The sequence below is a fragment of the Allobosea minatitlanensis genome, assembly GCF_964020775.1.
In genome coordinates this window covers 4,111,584-4,129,966 of record NZ_OZ224509.1, presented here as the reverse complement: position 1 = coordinate 4,129,966, position 18,383 = coordinate 4,111,584, and the positions used below count along the sequence as shown (strand labels likewise).

Here is an 18,383-nt window from a genome sequence, read left to right as displayed (position 1 = left end):
GACTCAGGTCCTGATTTCGACGATCGGGATCGACGATATCTGCTGAAGGTGGAAGGCGGTCGCGACCACTGGCAGGTGATCGGTGTCGAAGCGGCACGGCACATCGAAGCGGAAGTCCGCATAGGGCGTGGCTCCAGGCGCGGACGGGAACGTCACCCTGCCGGTCAAGTGATCGACGGTAACGCCGATGGGCGAGCCGCTAACCCGCACGATCACCGAGCCGACTTCGGGCTTGGTGATGAGACGGACGTCCTCGCCCGGTCCGCTCGGATAGCGTCGCACCAGCTGCCAGATAAGCGAGTTGGCGGTCGCGAGCATCGCCTGTCCCGCCGCTTCGAAATCCGTCCAGTCACGGAACCGAAAGCCATAGGCGCGGCCCTTGCGAGCACGGAAGAAGGCGATCACCTCGGCCATCTGCTCGCGGGTGCGGATGCCGGTGCCGATGTCATAGCGGGCGCGAGCGGCCTGCCAGTTGATGTTGCGCTGTTCGAAGCCGGAGGCGACCGCGATGATGTCGGTCGAGTATTCCGGCCCGCCGGTCGCGCCGCGCGCGATCGCATCGGGAAACCGCACATCGTGAAAGCCCATCGGAACATCCGTCAGAGATTGCGCCGCGATCGTTCGATCGCCGCCGCCATCTCAGCGGTGATCTGCGATTGCGCGCGCCGGAAGGAAGAGGCGTCCGGCGTCGAGACGTTGAAGGTCAGCATGATCGGCGAGGACGATCCTCCGCGACCGCGCTCATAATCCGCGGCCTCAGCCCGGTTCAGGACCCTTTCACCGCGCTGAAGGATTGCCGGCATCTCGTCAGGCTTGAGATAACCGCCGCTGTGAAGCCGCGGCGCGCCGGCGAAAGCGAGAGCCGGCATCATGCGCATGGTCCCGCCGGCCCCGACGAGACCACCTTCGTGAAAGAGGCCAGCGAAAATCTGGCCGAAGAAGCCGCCAGCATTCGAGAGCGTCGGCAAATTGCCGCCGAACAGGAAGTTCTTGAGCGGATTGAGGACCGCGAGCTTGATGATCTCGCGGCTGATGTCCTGCAACGCCGAGCGTCCGGCATCTGCCCAGGACTTCCAGTCGGTCTTGCCCTGCGCCAGCACATCGCCGAAGCGGTCGAGCGCCGAGCCGACCGCGTTTTCGAGGCCGCGATAGGCCGCATCCTGCTTCTGCAGCTCCTGCGTCAGGCGCTCGACGCGACCGGCATTCTCGACGATCTTCCGACCTTCCTCGGAGGCGAGATCGATGCCGCGCGAGCGCAGGCCCTGTTCGGCGCGGATTTGGGCTATCACCAGACCGCGCTCAGAGGCACTGCGGCCGACAAGCTCGATCTGTTTCTCGAGAAGCTTGATCTCGTCTTGCTGGTCTAGGATCGCCTGACGTCCGGCAAGCGTTCGCATCAGTTCCTCGATCCGCCGTGCGCCCGAGAGTGCCGCCTGTCCTTCCGGGCTGTCCTTGTCGATCCCAGCGCGGCGAAGCGCCTGGATTTCGCGAAGAACGGCAAGCTCGTCGCCACGCTTGGCGACTGAGGCCCCGACGAGCGCCACCTGGCGTTCGAGAAGAGCGATCTCTTCGCGCTGCTCGACAAGGCGCTCCTGGCCGCGCAGGCTTCGGCCGAGGCTCTCGATCTGGCCCGCCGCTTCGACATAGGTGCGTCCTTCGGCGGAAGCGATGTCGATGCCGCGCTGGCGCAGCTCCTGCTCGGCGCGCAGGATCGCCAACGCGCTCGAACGGGCGGCGACGCTCGCATTGACGAGCCCGACTTGCCGCTGCAGCAGTTCGATCTCGCGCCGCTTGTCCTCGATCGCCGAGAGCGCCTGCCCGCGAGCCTCCTCCGCGTTGAGGCGTCCATAGGCTTCACGCAGGCGCTCGATGATCTGCGTCAGCGTCGCGCGCGCATCGCCTTCCGCCAAGGCCTGCGCCGTAATGAGCGGCCGCAGGGCCTGTTCGAGCTGAAGCTGCTGCTGGGCGCGCGACGATGTGATCGTGCCCGAGGCGACGAGATCGTTGACCCGACGGCGCGCATCCGCCTCGAGGCTCAGATCCTGAACCTGTTTGGCGGCCGTCGCCGCGGTTTCGGCGATCCGCTCGCGTAGGGCCTGGCGGGCGCGGGTTTCGGCGTCGATTCCGTCGCGCGCCTGATCGATCAGCCCTTGCCGTCGGGCCTCAGCCGTCTCGGCGGCAGTCGCGCCTTCGAGGTAGGCCCGAGCGAGCGCCAGCGTCGCCCGGATCGTGACTTCGGTGACATTCGACTGCGACCGCAGCGCTTCGGCGGCAATATCCGAGCGGCTGCGGAACGCCTCCGCAGCGACTGCGGCAGTTCCAAGGCCGTCGCGATAGCGGTCGAGTTCGGTCCGGACGCGGGCGTAGGCCTGTTCGACCTGCCCGACATCGGCGAGCTTGGCGCCTGCCTGCGGGTCGGAGAGCGCCGCTCGCAGCGCGGCTTCCTGCTCGCGCAGACGCAGGAGATCGCGATAACCCGGCGTGAGATCCCGCGCGGTTTCTCCAGCGCGGACTGAAAGCTCGTTCGCTCGGGCATCTGCGGCGATCTCGCGGGCGCGGCGCTGCTGTTCGTCCAGCTGCCGTTCGAGTTCTGCAATGCGCTGCTCGACCTGCGGCAGCATGAGGGGCACGAAGCCCGCGCTGTTCGCATTCTCCTGAAGCCTGGCGCGTTGCCAGCGCAGGAGATCGAGTTCTTCCTCGGGCCTCCGACCATCGACCGCCCGATCGACGGCGCGTCCGATGGCGTCCCAGGCGTTCGAAGCTTGGCGCCTGACATAGTCCCAGGCGCGACCGAAGGCATTGGTCGCCTGTTCGGCATTGGCGAGCGCCGGCACGAGGGCGTTCAGAAGAACGCGCTGCGCCTCCGTCCGGTTGTTCTGCTCAACCAGCGTGCGGATATAGGTCCGCGTGCGGTCGTCGAGGAAGGCGAGACGCTGATTGAGTTCGTCAGCGCCGCGGACGGGATCGGCGAGCGCCCCCGCCAGTTGCTCGGCGCCCTGCTTCGTCTCGACGCCGAGGGTGACCGCCAAATTCCGAGCGATGCTGATCGCCCGGCCCATTTCCTCCGCGCCGATCTTGCCGGTGCGGAGGAACGCGACCTCCATCTCGCGTGCTGACGAGACGGATACCCGGCCAACGTCCGAGGCTGTCCGGGCGATCCGTTCGAGTTCGGTGCTGGTCGAGCCCGAAGCACGACCAACGCCCGCGAGAGCCGTGGCGACGGCACGGGTCGAGGCATCGTTGGCGATCCAGGCGGCAGTGAGCCCGGCCGCAGCCACCGTGACGCCGGCGATCACGCCACCGACCACGCCGATCGCCGACCCCAGCGTTGCCAGCGTCCCCCGCAGGCCGCCAAAAGCCTGCGTCACCTGACCACCCTGCTGGAGCAGGATGGTCATCGGCGAGATGCCGGAGCCGAGCGAGGCGACGACATCATTGAACGTATATTGCAGCGTCAGGAGCTGCTGGCGCGACAGCGCGCTTGTGCCACCTACACCCCTGAGCGCCTTTTCCGTCGCCTCAAAACGCTGGCGGGCGAGCGTCTGCGCCGCCGCGTGCTCGGCGCTGGTGATGGCGCCGCGCTTGGCAAGCGCCGCATATTCTCCGAGTTCGCGGTTGAGCCGGTCCTGCGCGGTACCCAACGGGTCGAGTTCCGCCCGGAGCGCCGCCGCCCGACGGGCGAAGCTGTCAGCCTCGCGCGCCGCTTCCTCGAAGACGGCTGCCGAATCCCGCGCCGATTTCGGGACGGCAGTATCGACGCCGAGCACCGTGTTGAAGCGCTGCTGCGAAGCATCGGCCGCAGCAGCGAGTTTCGCGGTTTCCGCAAGGCGCTTCAGCCGGGCGGCCTGGCGGTCGATGGCAGCGCCAGCCTGATCGGTCGAGCGTTCGACCTGGCTGAATGCCGCCTGTCCGGCTCCGGCGACTTCCTCGAACCCACGCTTGACCTCCGCTTTGCCTTCGAGCCCGAGGCGGATCGAGACATTGGTGGTGGACATGGAGGTGGATCGGCTTTCCGGGCTCAGGCACCGTCGGTCCCGCGCCGGTAGGCGGCGGCGACGATCGGTTCGATTTCGGGCAAGATGTCAGCAAGGAGCGCGGTGCCGGCCCCCATCGCCTGCGCGAGCGCCAGGATCGCGGCGAAGTCGAGCGCATAGGCCGTTCCCATCACCGCTCGGATCTGTCCAGTCGAGCGACGGATCACTTCCCAGGCAAGAAGCCCGTCGCCAGTCTGCGGCGCATTGATCTCATAGGGGCAATCAAGGCACCGGCTCGGACACGCCGAGCAATAGCTTTCGCCCCCGTCGAAGTGCCATGTGGCGAGGGCGATCAGACGTTTTTTTCATCGAACCCGGTGAGAGCCGGCCCGACATAGAGCCGGTCGAAGGCGTCAAAAGCCGGCCAATGGTCCATGAGCTGATCGATGCGCTCCGGCGTCGGCTTCACCGGGGTGCCGTCCTTGTCGCCGACACCGTCCCAACTCACGATTGCGTGCCGCGCGAGCGCACGGGTGAAGGCCTCACCCGCCGCGATGGTGGCATCGTCATCCGCTGCGCGCAGCACCTCGGCGGCTGCGGCGCGCGCCAGCAGCATCGCGGCGACGGTGATCGGACGCACGGTGACGCGAACGCCCGACAGGAGGTCGAGATCGACAGGCGTTTCCGAAATGACATCGAGCTTGAGCATGGGTTTTCCTTCAGTATGAGGCGACATCGTTGATGAGGACGCAGGTTGCGGTCTGGTTGAGAGTCGGGTCCCTGGCCGACTGGAACGCGAAGGGGATCTGGATGCCGCCCGGGCCTTGGATCTGGCGATCACCGCGCGGCAGAAACACGCGATGCAGCGTCCAGGTGAGCGACGCGCTCGGACCCGCCGTCCAGCCGAAGGAGAGTTCACAGGGCGTCCGATTGGTCGCCTGATCGACGAGCGTGGTGTCGGAGAAACGGGTGGTGATCGTGCCCGTCGCGGCGATGATGCCGGGGTCGGCATCGGCGATGCGCCCGTCCGAGCGGATGACTTCGACCCGTTCGAGATTGTTGGAATAGGCGAGCTCGGCTGAGACGATATTGCCGAGTGCAACGCCGTTGCGCTTCACCTCGCCCTGAAATTGCGAGAAGCGATCGAGCACCAGGCTCGTGGGCGTTCCAGCTTGCGTGCTCGTTGCGACGCTCTCTCCCTGTGCAATGAGATTGATCGTTGCCGAGAGAAGGCCGGAGCGTTGTGCCTGGACCTGGAACCGATTGACCCGCGCGCCGTAGGTCATGCCGAAGAAGGGCACGTCGGGAAGTTGCATCTCGATTGCCATTGACGGCAGGGATTGCGCTCCCGAGACGAAGGTATGGCTGTTGGCGCCGCCGGCGAGGGTCGCGCCCGACGGCGTGCCGTTCGACGCCGCCTGCGTGGCAAGCGTATAGGCATTGCCGGCAGCTCCGATCGTGTCGTGGGTGATGGTGAGCGTCGTGCCGCCCGTCTGGGCGTAGGTTGCCGCGGCGATCTGCGAGACTGCTGAGGCGTTCAGAGCGGTCACGAGGTTCGTCAGGGTCGCTGCGAGATTGGCGCCGATCTGGCTCTCGTTCCCGCTCGGAGCGGAGCTGACGAAGGTCCACGCGATGCCGTTCAGCGTGATCGTCGAACTATTGGCGGGTTGGGCTGAGAACACGATCGAACCGCTGGCTGCGACCACAGCAGCACTCGTGGGTGGCCCCATGAGGCCGCGCAGCCAGAAGCCGATATTGCGCTGGTCGACCGGGACGACGACGTCGCCCTCGTTGTTGATGACGTCGTAGGCCGGCTGCTGCGGCTCCCGCCCGAAGCCGAGAAGATCGCTCTCGATCAGGCTTTGCTCTTCGCCGAGATTAGCCGAGACGAAGGGGAGCTTGCGGTAGCCGGAGGCCGGAGGGACTCCGTAGGTCGATTCGAACACGGCCGCGAGGCCGGCGTTCGCGCCGCGTGCGCGCGCCATGTCGATGCTCCTTGATGTGAATGGTCAGAATTGCTGGTCCGCCTGCGCAGATCGATCCGCGTTCAGCCCAGCGGGTCTGAAGTCGCGTAGATGGCGAGGATCGAGAATTCGGCGATGCGCCCCGGCAGTGCGCCGAGCGTCTCCACATCGTCGGTCACTGGCGCTTCTGCTTCGATCCAGTCGCAGAGCCCCCCGAGCGTGCGGTCGCTCACGAACGACGCCCCGATGGCCCCGAGCATCTGGTCGATGACCGCCTCACGAGGCAGCGTTGCGCTCTCATAGGCCGCGATCTCCACGGGCACGCGGTGGCTATAGAGATAAGTGAGTGGTGACAGCGTCACCTCCGGCTCGCCGGGATCGCCATCGCGGACGACGACGAGACCGCCGGGGCCGATCCGTTCCGCCTTGGCGAGATTGCGCTTCACCTCCGCGCCGGGTAGCGCCCCGACGATCCGGGCGGTGACGGCCTTCAGGACCGCTTCGCGTTTCGAGGTCATGACGTTCGCCAATGTCGGGCGATGAGGGACGGCACGCGCCCGGCCCATACCCGCGCCGCAGCGTCGATATCGAGGCGCTTGCGCAGGGAGACCTGCGGGACGAGCAGGAAGATCACAGCCGTTGCCTGCCCCGTCTTTCGCCGGTTAGGCGCGGCGCGACCCTTGCTGTTGATGCGGGCATTGTCCGCAACGAGCAGCGAAGGGCGACCGCGACGATAAACGAAGCGCAATCGCATGCCGGTCCTGCGTTCCCAGCCGCCCGGCGTGATGCGTGCCGATCTGCCATTGGCTCCAATGCCACGCGGCCCGGCCGCAGCCGTCGGGATGGCAAGCCAGAAGCCGTTCTTCGAGCGGATCACCACCCCACGATCGAAGGCGTCGATCAGCTTGGGCGCGTTCGACCAGACGAAGGCGGCGGCCTCCATGCTCGCTCCGGTATCGGGATAGGTTTTCCCGCGCCACGTCCGCGACAGTCGCTCGCCGAGCCGGGCCGACATGACGTCCTGACGCAGCGCGTCCTTGAGCCCAGTCGTCGCGTCGCGCATCCCGGATGTGACGGCACTTTCGATGGCCTGTTCGGTGCCCGCGAGCGCCTTGCCGAGATCAGGCATCTGGATTGTCAGTCGCATCTCACAGTTCGACCATTTCGCAGGCCCAGATCATGCCGAGCCGGTCAATCATGGGCGTTCCGATCACCTTGAAGGTCGAAGCGCCGATTTCGACCAGGTCGCCTTCGGCTGGCGCCAATATGTCGGATTTCCGGACATCCAGGACGACCGTCGGCAGCACGACGCGGGTGTCACCGAAGCTGTCGCTGGCATCCGGCGCCTTCGGGATGACTGGCACGGCAACCTCTGACCCGATCCCTCCGGCCTTCCAATGCGCTGTCTCAGTAAGGTTGGGGTCGGTAAACAGGGTGTCGATGGCGGCACGGAACGCCTCCACGGGATTTTCCTTTCGTTAGCAAGTTTCTTTGTATATTATTCCTGTAGAAAGGAAGCGCCCATGCCCCCCCTTCAGTCCGCTGCCGCTCGCCCCGAAGCCGGGGCCGTTGTCACGAAGGCCGTTCTTCGCGCCGCAGATCAGTTGGGCGTGACCGCCCGGATCCTCGCCACCGTCATCGGCGTCAGCGAGGCAACGGTGTCGCGCATGAAGCGCGGCGACTTCGGGCTCGATCCCGGCACGAAGCCGTTCGAGCTTGCGGTGCTCTTCGTACGCCTGTTCCGGTCGCTCGATGCGATCGCCGGCGGCGACGAGAAGGTCGCCGCAAGCTGGCTTGCCAACCCCAATACCGTCCTCGACGCCCGGCCGATCGAGAAGGTGCAAACCGTGAGCGGGCTCGTCGATGTCATCGACTATCTGGACGCGCGTCGCGCTCTCGTCTGAGCTCCGTCACTTCCATGGCGCGTGCTGGCGGCTAGTCGAAGCCCAGCATCGCGTCTCGACGCTGAAGCTGACCGATACGTTAGCCGAGCAGGAGTTGTTGGAAGACCTGATCGAGGACACCAAGCCGGCAATCCCTCCGGAGTGCCGCCACCTCGATTTTCTGCTGGCGACGCCGTTCCGCTATGGCGCCGTCTATCCAAACGGCTCCCGCTTCCGGCGCGCCGGGCGCACGCTCGGCGTCTACTATGCGGCTGAGAACCCTTCGACCGCTGTGGCCGAGATGGCGTTCTATAGACTCCTGTTCTTCGCTGAGTCGCCTGACACTCCCTGGCCGTCTGATGCGGCGGAATACACTGCCTTTTCCGCCGACATAGGGACCGCCCGGTTGCTGGATTTGACACGAGAACCGCTGTCCGCCGACCAGAAGCTCTGGACCGATCTTATCGACTACACAGGATGTCAGGCTTTCGCCGACGCCGCCAGAACGGCCGATGCGGATGCGATTTGTTACCAGTCGGTGCGCGATCCGGCGAAGGGCAGCAATCTGGCCATCCTCATGTGCCGTGCCTTTGCGAAGCCCGCCCCAGTCGATCGCCAGACTTGGCGCATACGTTTGAGTGCCTCCGGCGTTCAGGCACTTTGCGAGTTTCCTCGCCAAGCGCTGGAATTTCCGCGCGATGCGTTTGCTGCCGACCCGCGTATCGCCGCCTTGAACTGGGAGCGGCGCAACATTTAGACGGTGCCGTTCAGCCGAACGCGCCCGATGGTTTCACCGGCGCCGCTGCCGACAGCCTCGATCGCTGCACCGATCAACGTATTGGTGCTGACGGTCTTTGTGACTTCCTTGGCGGTGTTGTCCCAATAGACCTTGTCGCCGACGGACCAGGCTTGGCTCGCGGTCTTCTTCAGATCGAAGACGCCGACAAAGTGTGCCTCGACCAGTTCGCCAAGTGCGGCGGAAGCGGTCGCAACACCGAAGATGGAGCCGACGAGGAGACCGTCGCCGGACGCGACGGCATAAGGCGCGGCGAGCGTGATCGTGCGCCCAGGCTGGACATAGTTCTTCATGGCTTCTGTTCCTTGAGTGGAAAGGCGTTGACGATCGCAACCGGATCAGGCGCCGGGATTGCGATAGAGGCCGCGCCAGTCGATCGCCTTCGCGCCAAAGTCGAGACGGCACTTGATCTCGACGCCGTCGACATCGAAGCCGTTGCGGGTTTCGATATAGGCGCCCTGCTGACCTTCGAGATAGGCGTATTCGATCGTGTCGATCTGCGCCGGGTTCGCGGCGAGATACCAAGCGGTGGCGCTTGCCGCGTCGAGCCGGGGCTCGGCAATAGGGGTGAGCGTCCGGATGGATTGCGGCACGACATCGCCGGTCTTCGCCGGGACGAGGTTTTGCGCGATGATCTGCTCGGCGGCGAGTTCGAGCGCGGCCGGCACCAGCACATAAGCCGGGCGCACGTTGAGAACGGTCTTCTTGTCGAGGCCGGTCTGTTTGGCCATGGCCGTCCGACCGTCCCCAATGGCGGCAACGCTGAGCGCTGAGGCCGGGGAAGCGAGGTTCTTATGGGTCGCGTGGAAGAGCGCGACACCATCCGCCATGTTGGCGTTTGCGGTAACGATGCCCCACACGACGTCGCTTTCGAGCGTTGCGATCGCCGTGCCGTACATGGCGGGGATGCGGGTGAAGGCGTCGAGATCGTCGTTGATGAGGACCTGGCGGGTGATGGCGACGACACGGCCATAAGTTTCGATGCGATAGCTCTCCTTCGACTCCGCAATGGTGCCGCGCTTGAATTCGCCACCTTCATCGACCTTCAACAGCTGGGGCGCTTCACCGATCTGGACGCGGTTCATCGCCTTGAAGTCGGTGGCGAGGACCTGCCGGCAGAAAGGCATGAACGTGCGCGGATAGACCTCGTAGGCCTGGCGCAACGTCTTGTTGGTTACTGCCGAGAGGATCTCGGGAAAGTCCGAAGCCGAATGCAGCGCGCGCGTTGCGATCTCGTCCCGCGAGAGACCGCGCACATTGACGCCAGCCGAACTCAGCTGCTCGCGGGCGAGTTCGAGCAGCGTCATGCCGCGATATTCCCTCGCCGGATCCGTCAAAGGGAAGAGCGTCGGGGCATAGCGGTGGAGGAGCGCGTTGGCGACCGCTTCGCGGCGGGTCACCCGCTCGTCGCGGCCACCGAGCGGCACGCTAACCTGAGAGGCCACGCGCACCTTGTCTGCTTCCGCTGCCACCTTGTGGAGAATGGCGGTGCGTGCTGCATCGATGGCGACGCCGCGTTTCACCAGATCCTCGGCGAAGCCTCGATCCAGCGAGAGCCGCCCGGCAAGGTCGTAGATGGTGGCGACACGTTCACGCTCGGTGTCCCGTGCGCGCGTGGCGATAGCCTCCGCATCCGGCGCAGGCGTGGTCTTGTCCAAGGTGCGGGTGGCTTCGGCGCCACCGCTCTCGGCGGTCGCAGTATCGGTGGTTTCAATCTCGTCCATCGGGACATGCTCCTTGCGTTGAAGGGTGGAAGCGCGGATGGGTGTTGACGGGGGCGGCGCCGGGTCTGTGCGGGCATTGGCGACATTGGCCCGCGCGATCACGCAGGGGATCAGCGGCGTTCCGTCCGTGGTGTCGTGCAAGCGGAAGCCTGCTGCCGGATCGGCGCCGATCGGCACGGCGGAGATCTCGAACGGTGTCCAGTCGACAGCACGCCAAAGCTCCGGGGCTCCGGCCTGCTTGGTCACCTCGAAGCGATGGACCTGATAGCCAATCGAGACCGCTCGGATGTGCCCGGCCTCGACGTCCCGCCATACGGCCTCGGCGTCCTCGCGCTCTGAAAACCGCACGCGGGCAAGGCCGCGGCCGTTCTCGATCCTGGCGCTGCCGGGCACGACCGAACCGATCACGCTGTCGAGCGCCGAAGCGTCATGGACCTTCAGAAGAGGCGCACCGCCATTGAGGCGATCAAGCCGAACCGATTGCGGGTCCATGGCGAGTTCTTCGTCGAAGGGATCGCTGAAGAACGGATGCCGGCGGACGCGCGCGCCGGTCGACCAGATGACTTCGATGGTGCGCGCCTCCCGGTCGATTGAGGACGGCAAGAGGTCCGCCGCACGCATGAGCGGCGGCAGGTCGATGTGACGGTTCATGTCGATGTCCTTGGAAATCAGGCGTCCGATGGGTCGGTCGATGCCGCCTGCATGACGCCGGTCTTGGTGACGCGGCGTGGATCGCTGTCGAGCACGAGCCCGAGCGTATCGATCTTGGCGTTCATGGCCGCGATTTCGGCGAGCACGGCATCGGGGTTGTGGCCTTGGCGGGAGATCGCTTGCGCGAGCGTCATGGTGCCGGAGCGCAGGGCCAGAAGATCGGCCGTGGCATCCTTCAACGGGTCTACCGCCTCGAAGCGCGGCGGCGACCACTCGACCGCAATATCGAGGCGCGGCAGCTTGCCGGCAGCCCAGGCCGCCTCACAGAACCAGATCCAGAGCGGCTGGCACAGGCCGGGAATGACGATCTGCCACTGGATCGCGTCGATCAGCCGGCGGAACTCGACGAGCCCCGCCCGGATCGAGGAATAATTGACCTGAGAGAGATCCCCGGTCAGCAGCTCATAGGGCATGCGGAAGCCAGCCGCGATGATGTGCAATTGGCTGCGCAGCCATTCCCCGGTTCCGGCCGTCGTCGCCGGCTGATTGAAGCGGATGTCCTTGCCGCCGCGCGCGTAGGCGATCAGCCCTGGTTCGAACTGCTCGACCCGTTGGCCGTCGGCGTCGACGACTGCCGGCGCAATGCCCTGGTCGGCTTCATCCGCGCCGAGCACGATGCCGACGACGCAGGCTTCGGTTTTCTTTCGGACGAGCTCGGCTTGCGTCCAATCGTCGAGATCGCGCAAAGCCCGCATGACCGGCGTCCCCCACGGAACGCCGCGCACCTGCGTGCGCTGCTTCTCGTAAAGATGCAGGACATCGCGCGCTGGCACTGCGGCACTGTCGAAACGGCGGCGCATCGAGACGATCGCGTCGCCGGGATGCTGGGCGTAAAGCCAATAGGCGCGACGGCGACCGATCGCATCGAACTCGATGCCCTGCAACTGCCGACCGCCGTCCGCGAGATCGCCGTTGCGGGTGGCGTCGAGAAGATCGGCCTCGATCACCTGAACCTGCAACGGCAGCGGCAGCCCGTCCGCGGCGCGTCGGGGACGACGACGCAGCAGCACTTCGCCCGCTTCGATCATTTCGCGCACGGCAAGCGTCTGCACGCCAAGGATGTCAAGTTGCCCGTCGGCATCGGCGAGCGGCGACCAGGTCTCCCAAAGCCGATTAACGGTCTCGTCGAGCTTGGCGTCGCCAGTCGCAGCACGCGGAATGATGCCGCTGCCGACGATGTTGTTGACCAGCACGGACACGGCTTTCGCTGCGTGCGGATTGTTGCGCACGAGATCGCGCATCCGGTCTCGCAACAGACCGCTGGCCGCGGAGATCTCCGCGTCGGCTGACGTGCCCGGCGCTTTCCAGCCGTCCGTGCGGCGCCCTCTGGCGGCGCCGTCATAGCCTCGCCGGCCGGTCGCCAGAGCCTCGAAACTGCGCCGGGCAATAGCGCGCCGGACGCCGGCCTCCGGGGAGGCCCACGCCACGAGGCGATCGATCAGCGTCACCCCGCTCATCGATCGCCCCGACCGAACCCGGCAAAGCCCGCGATCGGGCGTGCCGGGCCGCCCAACGTTGCCGCGATCTCGCTTTCGATGGTGCGGATTCGCTTCAGAAGATCGTCGGCCGAGCCATACTCGATCGTTTTGCCGTCATAGCTCACCCGCAGCGTGCCGGTGGCATAGGCGCGCTTCAGCGCGTCGAGTTCCGCTGTGGTCCACGCCATGTTCGTTTGCCTTCAAAGCCATTTCTTGCGGGGGCCGAGCCAGTCGCTCGACCGCTTCGCCGCAGGCGCGGGCGGCCGAGCGAGAAGCCCGGCCGGGTGGTCGACCTCGGCGGCGTCATCACCCTGCGAGGGGCCGATCTGGTCCTCGAGGTCGCGCCATTTTTCTTCCGTCCAGCGATCGGCGCCGACGATCCAGGCAGCGGCCCGCGCATAGACACGGCAGTCGAGGGCCTCGTTGCGCTCGCGCATCTTCTGCCATTCGAGCTTCTGGAAACCGCGCTTGGTCGTGACGGTGATGAGATGCTCGGCGACGAGCTGCTTCACCCATTCGGTGTCGACGCCGTGCGGCAGGTGGATGGCGCCCGGTGGATCGACCACGCCTTCGGCGCGCTCTTCGTCCGTCGGTCGGGAAAGCCGCAGGAAGCGATAGGTTTCCGATTTGAAGGTCGAGACCGCGACGGTCCAGAGCCGTGCGCCGCGACGAATCTTGCGCCCGCCTTCGGTCGCGTCGACGAAGGTCGGACCAGTGACCGGGCTCACGCGGTTGAAGCCGTCGACGCCCTTGATCGCCGCGACCTGCGTGGCACCTTGGGCGCGTGCCCAGGCATAGACCGCCGCGGTCTCGAAGCCGGTGTCGACGGCAAGCCTCACGATCCCGAGCCTCGGCCCGTGCGCATGGGGCCAAGTGCGACCGAGAAGTTCGGTGATCGCAGCCCAGGCTTCGGCGGAGTCCGGGCCGCCGGGGATCACGACATGATCGACGAGCCAACTCGTCAAACCGCGCCCCCAGGCCCAGACCGAAACTTCGATGCGGTCCTTCTGCAGGTCAGCGCCGGCAGTCAGGAACAGCCCACCACTCGGGACGATTCCGAAGCGGTGTGCGCCACGCCGCTCGTAGAGGCGTTGCCAATCGGGCGCCTCGCCGGTCTCGATCCAGGTTTCGCCAAGAACGCCATTCTTGAAGCTGCGCTTGGCTTCGTCGCTCCCCTGCGCGGCTTCCCACATGCGGGCGATGTCGGCCCACGACAACCATCCGACCGGGGAATAGAGCGCCGACAGGTGATAGCCTATGGTGCCGCTCGTGCTCACCGGTCGCGTCGGGCGCCATTCGCCGCCCTCCATCATGGCCGTCTTGTGGTGCTCTGCGATCGCGCCGTCGCAGGCTTCGCAAGCGTAGTGCGCCGTGTTCGGCTCGCCCTTGTCCCAACGCAGGCGCTCGAACCTGAGCCATTGCCGATGTCCGCAATGCGGACAGGCGACGAAGAAGCGGCGCTGATCGCTCGCTTCGAATTCGCGCTCGATCCGCGAGACGCCGTGGATCGTCGGCGTCGAGGTCAGAAAGACCTTGGAGCGCCAGGAAAAGGTCCGCGTGCGTGCTTCCGCCAGCGCGACGGGATCGCCTTCGTCGTCGGCCGAGGGCGGATAGGCGTCGACCTCGTCGAGAAACAGATAGCGCGCCGGCATGGAACGCAAGCCGACGGCGCTGTTGGCGCCGGTGATGACCAGAAGCCCCGCCGGGAACTCCTTCGAGAGCATCGTGTTGCCGGCGTCGCGCGACCGCTGCGGCTTCACGCGCTCGCGCAAGGCCGGGCTCTCGGCGATCAGCGGATCGATGCGCTGGCGTGAAAAGCGCTTGGCCAGCTCGACGGTCGGCTGAACCGCAAGCATTGGACCCGGCGCGTGATGGATCACATAGCCGATCCAGTTGTTGCCGGCCTCGGTCGCCCCGACCTGAGCCGCCTTCATGAACACGATCCGCCGCGTCGCATTCGTCGGCGACAGCGCATCCATGATGGCGCGCATGTAGGGCGTGCGTTCGGTTCGATACCGACCGGGTTCGGCCGATGCGCGCGGGCTCAGGAACCGTTCGCGATCAGCCCATTCCGAGACCGTGAGCGCGGGATCGGGCGTGATCCCCGAGCTCCAAGCGTCGAGGATGGCCTCTGCACCGTCGAACGCGACGATCTCACCTAAAATCCGGGGCGACCTCGGCGAGTTCTGCGAGGTGCGCGCGGACATATGTTTCGAGAACCTTCTGCATGGTGTGCGCGTCCTGACCGAGTTCAGCCGCCATCAGCGCGGCGATGCGGGCTGGCCAAACCGACCAGGCGTCGCGCTCTTCCCGAGCCAGGCGAAAGACGAGCGCGGTCGTGCGCGCGCGGTCGACGAGTTCGCCTTTCATGCGCTGCAGCCGAAGGCGTGCGAGATGGGCCTTGGCGATCTCGTGCGCGGTCCGCGCCTGCACGAAGGTGACGTTGCCGCTGGCGGGGAGCCCCTGTTCCTTGAGCGTCTCGCGGACGGAACCGAGCGCCGCTTCCGGCACGGGCTTCATCGCTTCCGGCGCGGGCCTGGCGGTTCCCTTTGCCTTGCCGGGATCGGTCGAACGTTCCCAGGCCGCGTCCGCCTTTTCCGGGTCAATGCTGCCGTCGGCTTCGAGCGGGATCCGACCCGATTTCGCAGCTTTCAGAACGGCTACGTGGGAGACGCCACGGCTTCGCGCATAAGCGCGGATCGACACGCCCACGGCTCGCCCTCACAGTCAAAAAATCTAATCGGATGAGGCGCTTATTCGCTTGGTTCCTCTCCGAAGCAGCGCCTGTATGTCGTCATCAAAAGCCGGAGACGACCATGCCCCGCCGCCAGACCAACGACCAAGCCCTCAACGCTTTCATCAAGCGCAAGGCCGAGATCGACGCTGCGCTCGCCCGCCTTCAGACCCTCAGCGGCGATCATTTCGATGTCCATCCTGACGAGGTCCACTGGGGCCACGTCGGGACATTGGCGCACTACGCCGAACTTCTGACGCGCATCACCGACAGCGCCTTCCGCGAGGGCGAACACGCGGAATGAGACTCGCCTGAACCTCTGCAAGAGCTGGCCCCGCGTTGCGATCGCCGCGACCGGGGCTCGGGGTCGTGAGAGGGCCGCGATGGTGCTGGCCCCTCGAAGGAGACCCCTACCATGACCAAGCTCACCGACACCCAACTCGTCATCATCGCCACTGCCTGCCAGCGTCCCGGCCGCGTGATCCTGCCGCTGCCCGAGAACCTCAAGGGCGGCGCCGTTGCCAAGGTCATCGACAGCCTCGCCGCCAAGGGCATGATCGAGGAAGCGGACGCCAAACCGGGCGAGCCAGTCTGGCGCGAAACCGGCGACGGACACCGCGTCACCCTGATCGCGACCGACGCCTCGCTTGAAGCCCTCGGCATCACCGAGGACCCGCCGATTGAAACCGCGTCCGAGGCCAGCGAACGCGAGCCCGCCCCGGTCGCCGACTTTTCTGACGCTTCGTATCCGCTTGCCGACGAGGGCATGGAGGCGTCGCTTGCGCCGAAGCGCTGGGCGCGTGACGACAGCAAGCAGGCCAAGCTGATCGAGATGCTGCGGCGGCCGGATGGCGCGACAATCGAAGAGATCGTCGGCGCCTTCGGCTGGCAGCCTCACACAGTCCGGGGCGCGATTGCCGGGGCGCTGAAGAAGAAGCTCGGGCTCGACGTGACCTCGGAGAAGGTCGAGGAGCGTGGACGGGTGTATCGAATCGCTGGCTGAGACCGCCTCCGCGACAGGACGTCGTCGACCAAATGGCCCGGCACTTCCAAGTGCCGGGCCATCGTGATATCAGCGTGGCGCGAAAACGACCCTGCCTCCGATCGACATCGTCTAAGTTTTATTCGTGGCCCTCCGGCCGCGCGCCTCTTCGCGCGCTATTTCAACCGGAGAACCACCCCATGCACCACAAGCGAAAGAAGCCCCGGACCAAGAGCCGGAGTGTCGGCGCGTTTCCGAACGGAACACCGTCGCACTGGAACATCCTGTTTCACAATCGACCGCGCCGCCGACGGGAGCACGTCCGTCTCCTGGCAATCCTGCGCGGCAAAGATCCCGAGACCTTGGTCTGGGATCTCGGCAATTCTCGGCCGCACAAATATTATTGGTGATGTGATGACCCCTGCCTCGACGGACCACGGCAGCATTCTGCCATCGGATGCCTCCGCGCTCATTGTCTCCGCTGACGGCGAGCTTTCGTTCATGCTCGCCGATTACCCCGAGGATCAAGCTCTGCCGCGCATGGTGCAATTGCTCGCTGCAGTCGTGCTGCGCTCGACAGATGCAGACTGGGTGGACGAGATGATCGCTATCTTCGACGAGACGCCGCGATCGTGAGGCGGCCCATGCCCGTGAGCCGTTCGAACAGCCGCCGGAGGCAATAGGACCGTGCGATCGAAACGAGCGTAAAGATCAGTCCGATCGCGAGTGTATCGCCGAGCGTGGCGTGCAGCCCGAACCACGGAAAGACCAGAATCTGCGTCGTGACGGCGACGCCATAACCGACGAATACGTTGACGATGGCTTCCACCAGAGACATGGCGCGCGTTTGGCGCATCGCGCGAGTTCTTTCTTGCTAGAAAAGAGCGCCCTGTTCGATGTCCGGGAGTCGAACGATCCCGTTTATCAGCCAGGTGTCCGGGTACTGCGAGTGCGTGCCCATCGCCAGCAACATGCCTTTGCGTGGATATTCCTCGCCAAAGACCTTGCGAACCTCATCGGCCGCCTGAGCCTCGCCGTATTGCCGAGCCCAATTGAAGAACGCCGCTTCTGTTTCCCAGTCCTGGCATGTGCCGAAGCGCTCTCCATCATCGGTCCGATATCGATACCGGAAGCGATAAGGACAGGGTTGGTAGGGCGTCGTCTGTTTGGCGAACAGGTCGGTTTGGGCACGCAGAGCTTCAAATCGAGCGGTCTCTTCCGTGATCTCAGACGCTTCCTTCTTCTCGACGACAAACTCCAGGATCTCGGGCCTGAGAAGCGCCAACGATCTGCCCGCACCGCGCTCGCGCTGCAGGCTGGTGACGATCGATTTGGCCAGGAACCGCTCGCGTTCAGCCTTCTTCAGCTCGCCGACTATGTCGATTGAATCCTGATCCACCCGGCGGCTTTCTGGCCTGGTATCGTCGTTCGGGAGGCGCCACTTGAATTGAATCCGGTCCCACCGCCCGAACTTCTTGCGGTCTTCGAGAAGTCGAAACGAAACCGGGTAGAGACGCAGCCAATTACCGTAGAGGTCGATCCCGGCGCAACAAACGGTTTCGCCGTGCCGCTGACCAACCTGCGGCGCCGCTTTGATGATGACGACGGCTTCGGTGCTACCCGATGTGGAGGGCGGCTGCATGGTGCGTGCGCGCGCTCCCTATCTTAGGCCACGGCTTGCCGGCCTGGTTCACCCCCAGATGAACCAGACGAAACCCACCACGTCGCGCCATCTCCTCGCCAACGATGCACCGATGACAATGCTTGTGATCGCGCTCAAAGCAGAGCAAGCACGCGAAACGATCCTTGGCGGCTTCGATGCCGCGCACCAAATCCGCTTGCGCAGTTTCCGAACGCAGATGGGCGTCGAAGATGCGTCGGAAATCCTCGAAACGCCCCTCGCGCGCTGCGACGCGGCCAGGCTTGGGGTCCCCCAAGCCCTTCAAGTGAAGATAATCGACGCCTTGCGCGCGAAGTTGTTGAGCAAGTCCGTTTTTGGAAAAGCCCTTCTTTCGCGAGATCGGAACATCGCGCACGTCGATAAGCAAATCGATGCCAACGTGCGTCAACGTCGCCAGGAAATCTTCTATCGAACTACCTTCATAGCCGATGGTATGCAGCGCCGCAGTCGGCATAT

At 65.4% G+C, this 18,383-nt stretch carries 22 protein-coding genes; 5 read left to right on the top strand and 17 right to left on the bottom strand.

Annotation, left to right across the window (positions count from 1 at the left end; genetic code table 11):
* Positions 1-3: 3 nt before the first annotated feature.
* From ACWH43_RS20345 to ACWH43_RS20310, 8 genes are all read right to left on the bottom strand, one after another.
* Entirely contained in the window at positions 4-588 is a 585-nt protein-coding gene (locus ACWH43_RS20345) for a DUF2460 domain-containing protein (protein ID WP_158445334.1), read from the bottom strand.
* Positions 589-599: 11 nt separating this feature from the next.
* Positions 600-3,995 carry a phage tail length tape measure family protein gene (locus ACWH43_RS20340; RefSeq protein ID WP_260349120.1) on the bottom strand — a complete coding sequence of 1,132 codons (3,396 nt, stop codon included), beginning with the start codon at positions 3,993-3,995 and terminating at the stop codon, positions 600-602.
* A gap of 23 nt (positions 3,996-4,018) precedes the next feature.
* A complete protein-coding gene (locus ACWH43_RS20335) occupies positions 4,019-4,165 on the bottom strand; it encodes a DUF7697 family protein (RefSeq protein ID WP_260349121.1) in 147 nt (48 codons plus the stop codon).
* Positions 4,166-4,326: 161 nt separating this feature from the next.
* Positions 4,327-4,683, bottom strand: coding sequence for a hypothetical protein (locus ACWH43_RS20330; RefSeq protein ID WP_158445337.1), 357 nt, complete (start codon positions 4,681-4,683; stop codon positions 4,327-4,329).
* A 10-nt stretch (positions 4,684-4,693) separates the two neighbouring features.
* Positions 4,694-5,959, bottom strand: a complete 1,266-nt coding sequence (locus tag ACWH43_RS20325; protein ID WP_158445338.1) for a phage tail tube protein — start codon at positions 5,957-5,959, stop codon at positions 4,694-4,696.
* A 62-nt stretch (positions 5,960-6,021) separates the two neighbouring features.
* Complete coding sequence (locus ACWH43_RS20320; protein WP_158445339.1) at positions 6,022-6,456, bottom strand: hypothetical protein; 435 nt, start codon at positions 6,454-6,456, stop codon at positions 6,022-6,024.
* Entirely contained in the window at positions 6,453-7,085 is a 633-nt protein-coding gene (locus tag ACWH43_RS20315; protein ID WP_158445340.1) for a DUF6441 family protein, read from the bottom strand. The genes ACWH43_RS20320 and ACWH43_RS20315 overlap by 4 nt, the downstream gene beginning before the upstream one ends.
* 1 nt (position 7,086) lies before the next feature.
* A complete protein-coding gene (locus ACWH43_RS20310) occupies positions 7,087-7,401 on the bottom strand; it encodes a head-tail joining protein (protein WP_158445341.1) in 315 nt (104 codons plus the stop codon).
* A 60-nt stretch (positions 7,402-7,461) separates the two neighbouring features.
* Here ACWH43_RS20310 and ACWH43_RS20305 point away from each other — a divergent pair, with 60 nt between their 5' ends.
* Both ACWH43_RS20305 and ACWH43_RS20300 read left to right on the top strand, forming a co-directional pair.
* Complete coding sequence (locus tag ACWH43_RS20305) at positions 7,462-7,842, top strand: MbcA/ParS/Xre antitoxin family protein (protein WP_158445342.1); 381 nt, start codon at positions 7,462-7,464, stop codon at positions 7,840-7,842.
* Positions 7,802-8,578 carry an RES family NAD+ phosphorylase gene (locus ACWH43_RS20300; RefSeq protein WP_158445343.1) on the top strand — a complete coding sequence of 259 codons (777 nt, stop codon included), beginning with the start codon at positions 7,802-7,804 and terminating at the stop codon, positions 8,576-8,578. The genes ACWH43_RS20305 and ACWH43_RS20300 overlap by 41 nt, the downstream gene beginning before the upstream one ends.
* On the opposite strand, the gene ACWH43_RS20295 is transcribed toward ACWH43_RS20300, so the two are convergent.
* The 6 genes from ACWH43_RS20295 to ACWH43_RS20270 are packed head-to-tail and all read right to left on the bottom strand — an operon-like array spanning position 8,575 to position 15,242.
* The gene (locus tag ACWH43_RS20295) at positions 8,575-8,910 is read right to left on the bottom strand and encodes a DUF2190 family protein (protein WP_158445344.1); all 336 of its coding nucleotides are present in this window, start codon (positions 8,908-8,910) and stop codon (positions 8,575-8,577) included. The two genes, ACWH43_RS20300 and ACWH43_RS20295, sit on opposite strands and share 4 nt — an antisense overlap.
* Before the next feature lie 45 nt (positions 8,911-8,955).
* Complete coding sequence (locus ACWH43_RS20290; RefSeq protein WP_448153608.1) at positions 8,956-10,992, bottom strand: prohead protease/major capsid protein fusion protein; 2,037 nt, start codon at positions 10,990-10,992, stop codon at positions 8,956-8,958.
* Between the two features lie 17 nt (positions 10,993-11,009).
* The gene (locus ACWH43_RS20285; RefSeq protein WP_158445346.1) at positions 11,010-12,509 is read right to left on the bottom strand and encodes a phage portal protein; all 1,500 of its coding nucleotides are present in this window, start codon (positions 12,507-12,509) and stop codon (positions 11,010-11,012) included.
* Positions 12,506-12,718, bottom strand: a complete 213-nt coding sequence (locus ACWH43_RS20280; RefSeq protein ID WP_448153606.1) for a phage head-tail joining protein — start codon at positions 12,716-12,718, stop codon at positions 12,506-12,508. The genes ACWH43_RS20285 and ACWH43_RS20280 overlap by 4 nt, the downstream gene beginning before the upstream one ends.
* A 12-nt stretch (positions 12,719-12,730) precedes the next feature.
* On the bottom strand, positions 12,731-14,737 hold the full coding sequence (locus tag ACWH43_RS20275; RefSeq protein ID WP_260349124.1) for a phage terminase large subunit family protein: 2,007 nt from the start codon (positions 14,735-14,737) through the stop codon (positions 12,731-12,733).
* The gene (locus tag ACWH43_RS20270; protein WP_260349125.1) at positions 14,685-15,242 is read right to left on the bottom strand and encodes an elements of external origin; all 558 of its coding nucleotides are present in this window, start codon (positions 15,240-15,242) and stop codon (positions 14,685-14,687) included. The genes ACWH43_RS20275 and ACWH43_RS20270 overlap by 53 nt, the downstream gene beginning before the upstream one ends.
* 104 nt (positions 15,243-15,346) lie before the next feature.
* On the opposite strand from ACWH43_RS20270, the gene ACWH43_RS20265 reads away from it, so the two are divergent.
* From ACWH43_RS20265 to ACWH43_RS20255, 3 genes are all read left to right on the top strand, one after another.
* Positions 15,347-15,568 carry a hypothetical protein gene (locus tag ACWH43_RS20265; RefSeq protein ID WP_158445349.1) on the top strand — a complete coding sequence of 74 codons (222 nt, stop codon included), beginning with the start codon at positions 15,347-15,349 and terminating at the stop codon, positions 15,566-15,568.
* Positions 15,569-15,679: 111 nt separating this feature from the next.
* Positions 15,680-16,267, top strand: coding sequence for a DUF3489 domain-containing protein (locus tag ACWH43_RS20260; protein ID WP_158445350.1), 588 nt, complete (start codon positions 15,680-15,682; stop codon positions 16,265-16,267).
* 219 nt (positions 16,268-16,486) lie between these two features.
* A complete protein-coding gene (locus tag ACWH43_RS20255) occupies positions 16,487-16,882 on the top strand; it encodes a hypothetical protein (RefSeq protein ID WP_158448196.1) in 396 nt (131 codons plus the stop codon).
* On the opposite strand, the gene ACWH43_RS20250 is transcribed toward ACWH43_RS20255, so the two are convergent.
* The 3 genes from ACWH43_RS20250 to ACWH43_RS20240 are packed head-to-tail and all read right to left on the bottom strand — an operon-like array spanning position 16,854 to position 18,381.
* Complete coding sequence (locus tag ACWH43_RS20250) at positions 16,854-17,102, bottom strand: DUF7220 family protein (protein WP_144341295.1); 249 nt, start codon at positions 17,100-17,102, stop codon at positions 16,854-16,856. The genes ACWH43_RS20255 and ACWH43_RS20250 overlap by 29 nt on opposite strands.
* Before the next feature lie 18 nt (positions 17,103-17,120).
* Positions 17,121-17,888: a hypothetical protein gene (locus ACWH43_RS20245; RefSeq protein WP_260349126.1), complete on the bottom strand. Its 768-nt coding sequence runs from the start codon at positions 17,886-17,888 to the stop codon at positions 17,121-17,123.
* Positions 17,863-18,381 carry a DUF488 domain-containing protein gene (locus ACWH43_RS20240; protein ID WP_144341297.1) on the bottom strand — a complete coding sequence of 173 codons (519 nt, stop codon included), beginning with the start codon at positions 18,379-18,381 and terminating at the stop codon, positions 17,863-17,865. The genes ACWH43_RS20245 and ACWH43_RS20240 overlap by 26 nt, the downstream gene beginning before the upstream one ends.
* Positions 18,382-18,383: the final 2 nt, after the last annotated feature.

Bases quoted from the DNA above. Each gene is read 5' to 3' on its own strand.
- ACWH43_RS20265 (WP_158445349.1), top strand. From the start codon at position 15,347: ATGCCCCGCCGCCAGACCAACGACCAAGCCCTCAACGCTTTCATCAAG.
- ACWH43_RS20320 (WP_158445339.1), bottom strand. From the start codon at position 6,456: ATGACCTCGAAACGCGAAGCGGTCCTGAAGGCCGTCACCGCCCGGATC.
- ACWH43_RS20290 (WP_448153608.1), bottom strand. From the start codon at position 10,992: ATGAACCGTCACATCGACCTGCCGCCGCTCATGCGTGCGGCGGACCTC.
- ACWH43_RS20260 (WP_158445350.1), top strand. From the start codon at position 15,680: ATGACCAAGCTCACCGACACCCAACTCGTCATCATCGCCACTGCCTGC.
- ACWH43_RS20315 (WP_158445340.1), bottom strand. From the start codon at position 7,085: ATGCGACTGACAATCCAGATGCCTGATCTCGGCAAGGCGCTCGCGGGC.
- ACWH43_RS20250 (WP_144341295.1), bottom strand. From the start codon at position 17,102: ATGCGCCAAACGCGCGCCATGTCTCTGGTGGAAGCCATCGTCAACGTA.
- ACWH43_RS20240 (WP_144341297.1), bottom strand. From the start codon at position 18,381: ATGCCGACTGCGGCGCTGCATACCATCGGCTATGAAGGTAGTTCGATA.
- ACWH43_RS20245 (WP_260349126.1), bottom strand. From the start codon at position 17,888: ATGCAGCCGCCCTCCACATCGGGTAGCACCGAAGCCGTCGTCATCATC.
- ACWH43_RS20275 (WP_260349124.1), bottom strand. From the start codon at position 14,737: ATGTCCGCGCGCACCTCGCAGAACTCGCCGAGGTCGCCCCGGATTTTA.
- ACWH43_RS20340 (WP_260349120.1), bottom strand. From the start codon at position 3,995: ATGTCCACCACCAATGTCTCGATCCGCCTCGGGCTCGAAGGCAAAGCG.
- ACWH43_RS20330 (WP_158445337.1), bottom strand. From the start codon at position 4,683: ATGCTCAAGCTCGATGTCATTTCGGAAACGCCTGTCGATCTCGACCTC.
- ACWH43_RS20335 (WP_260349121.1), bottom strand. From the start codon at position 4,165: ATGGGAACGGCCTATGCGCTCGACTTCGCCGCGATCCTGGCGCTCGCG.
- ACWH43_RS20280 (WP_448153606.1), bottom strand. From the start codon at position 12,718: ATGGCGTGGACCACAGCGGAACTCGACGCGCTGAAGCGCGCCTATGCC.
- ACWH43_RS20295 (WP_158445344.1), bottom strand. From the start codon at position 8,910: ATGAAGAACTATGTCCAGCCTGGGCGCACGATCACGCTCGCCGCGCCT.
- ACWH43_RS20345 (WP_158445334.1), bottom strand. From the start codon at position 588: ATGGGCTTTCACGATGTGCGGTTTCCCGATGCGATCGCGCGCGGCGCG.
- ACWH43_RS20305 (WP_158445342.1), top strand. From the start codon at position 7,462: ATGCCCCCCCTTCAGTCCGCTGCCGCTCGCCCCGAAGCCGGGGCCGTT.
- ACWH43_RS20285 (WP_158445346.1), bottom strand. From the start codon at position 12,509: ATGAGCGGGGTGACGCTGATCGATCGCCTCGTGGCGTGGGCCTCCCCG.
- ACWH43_RS20300 (WP_158445343.1), top strand. From the start codon at position 7,802: ATGTCATCGACTATCTGGACGCGCGTCGCGCTCTCGTCTGAGCTCCGT.
- ACWH43_RS20325 (WP_158445338.1), bottom strand. From the start codon at position 5,959: ATGGCGCGCGCACGCGGCGCGAACGCCGGCCTCGCGGCCGTGTTCGAA.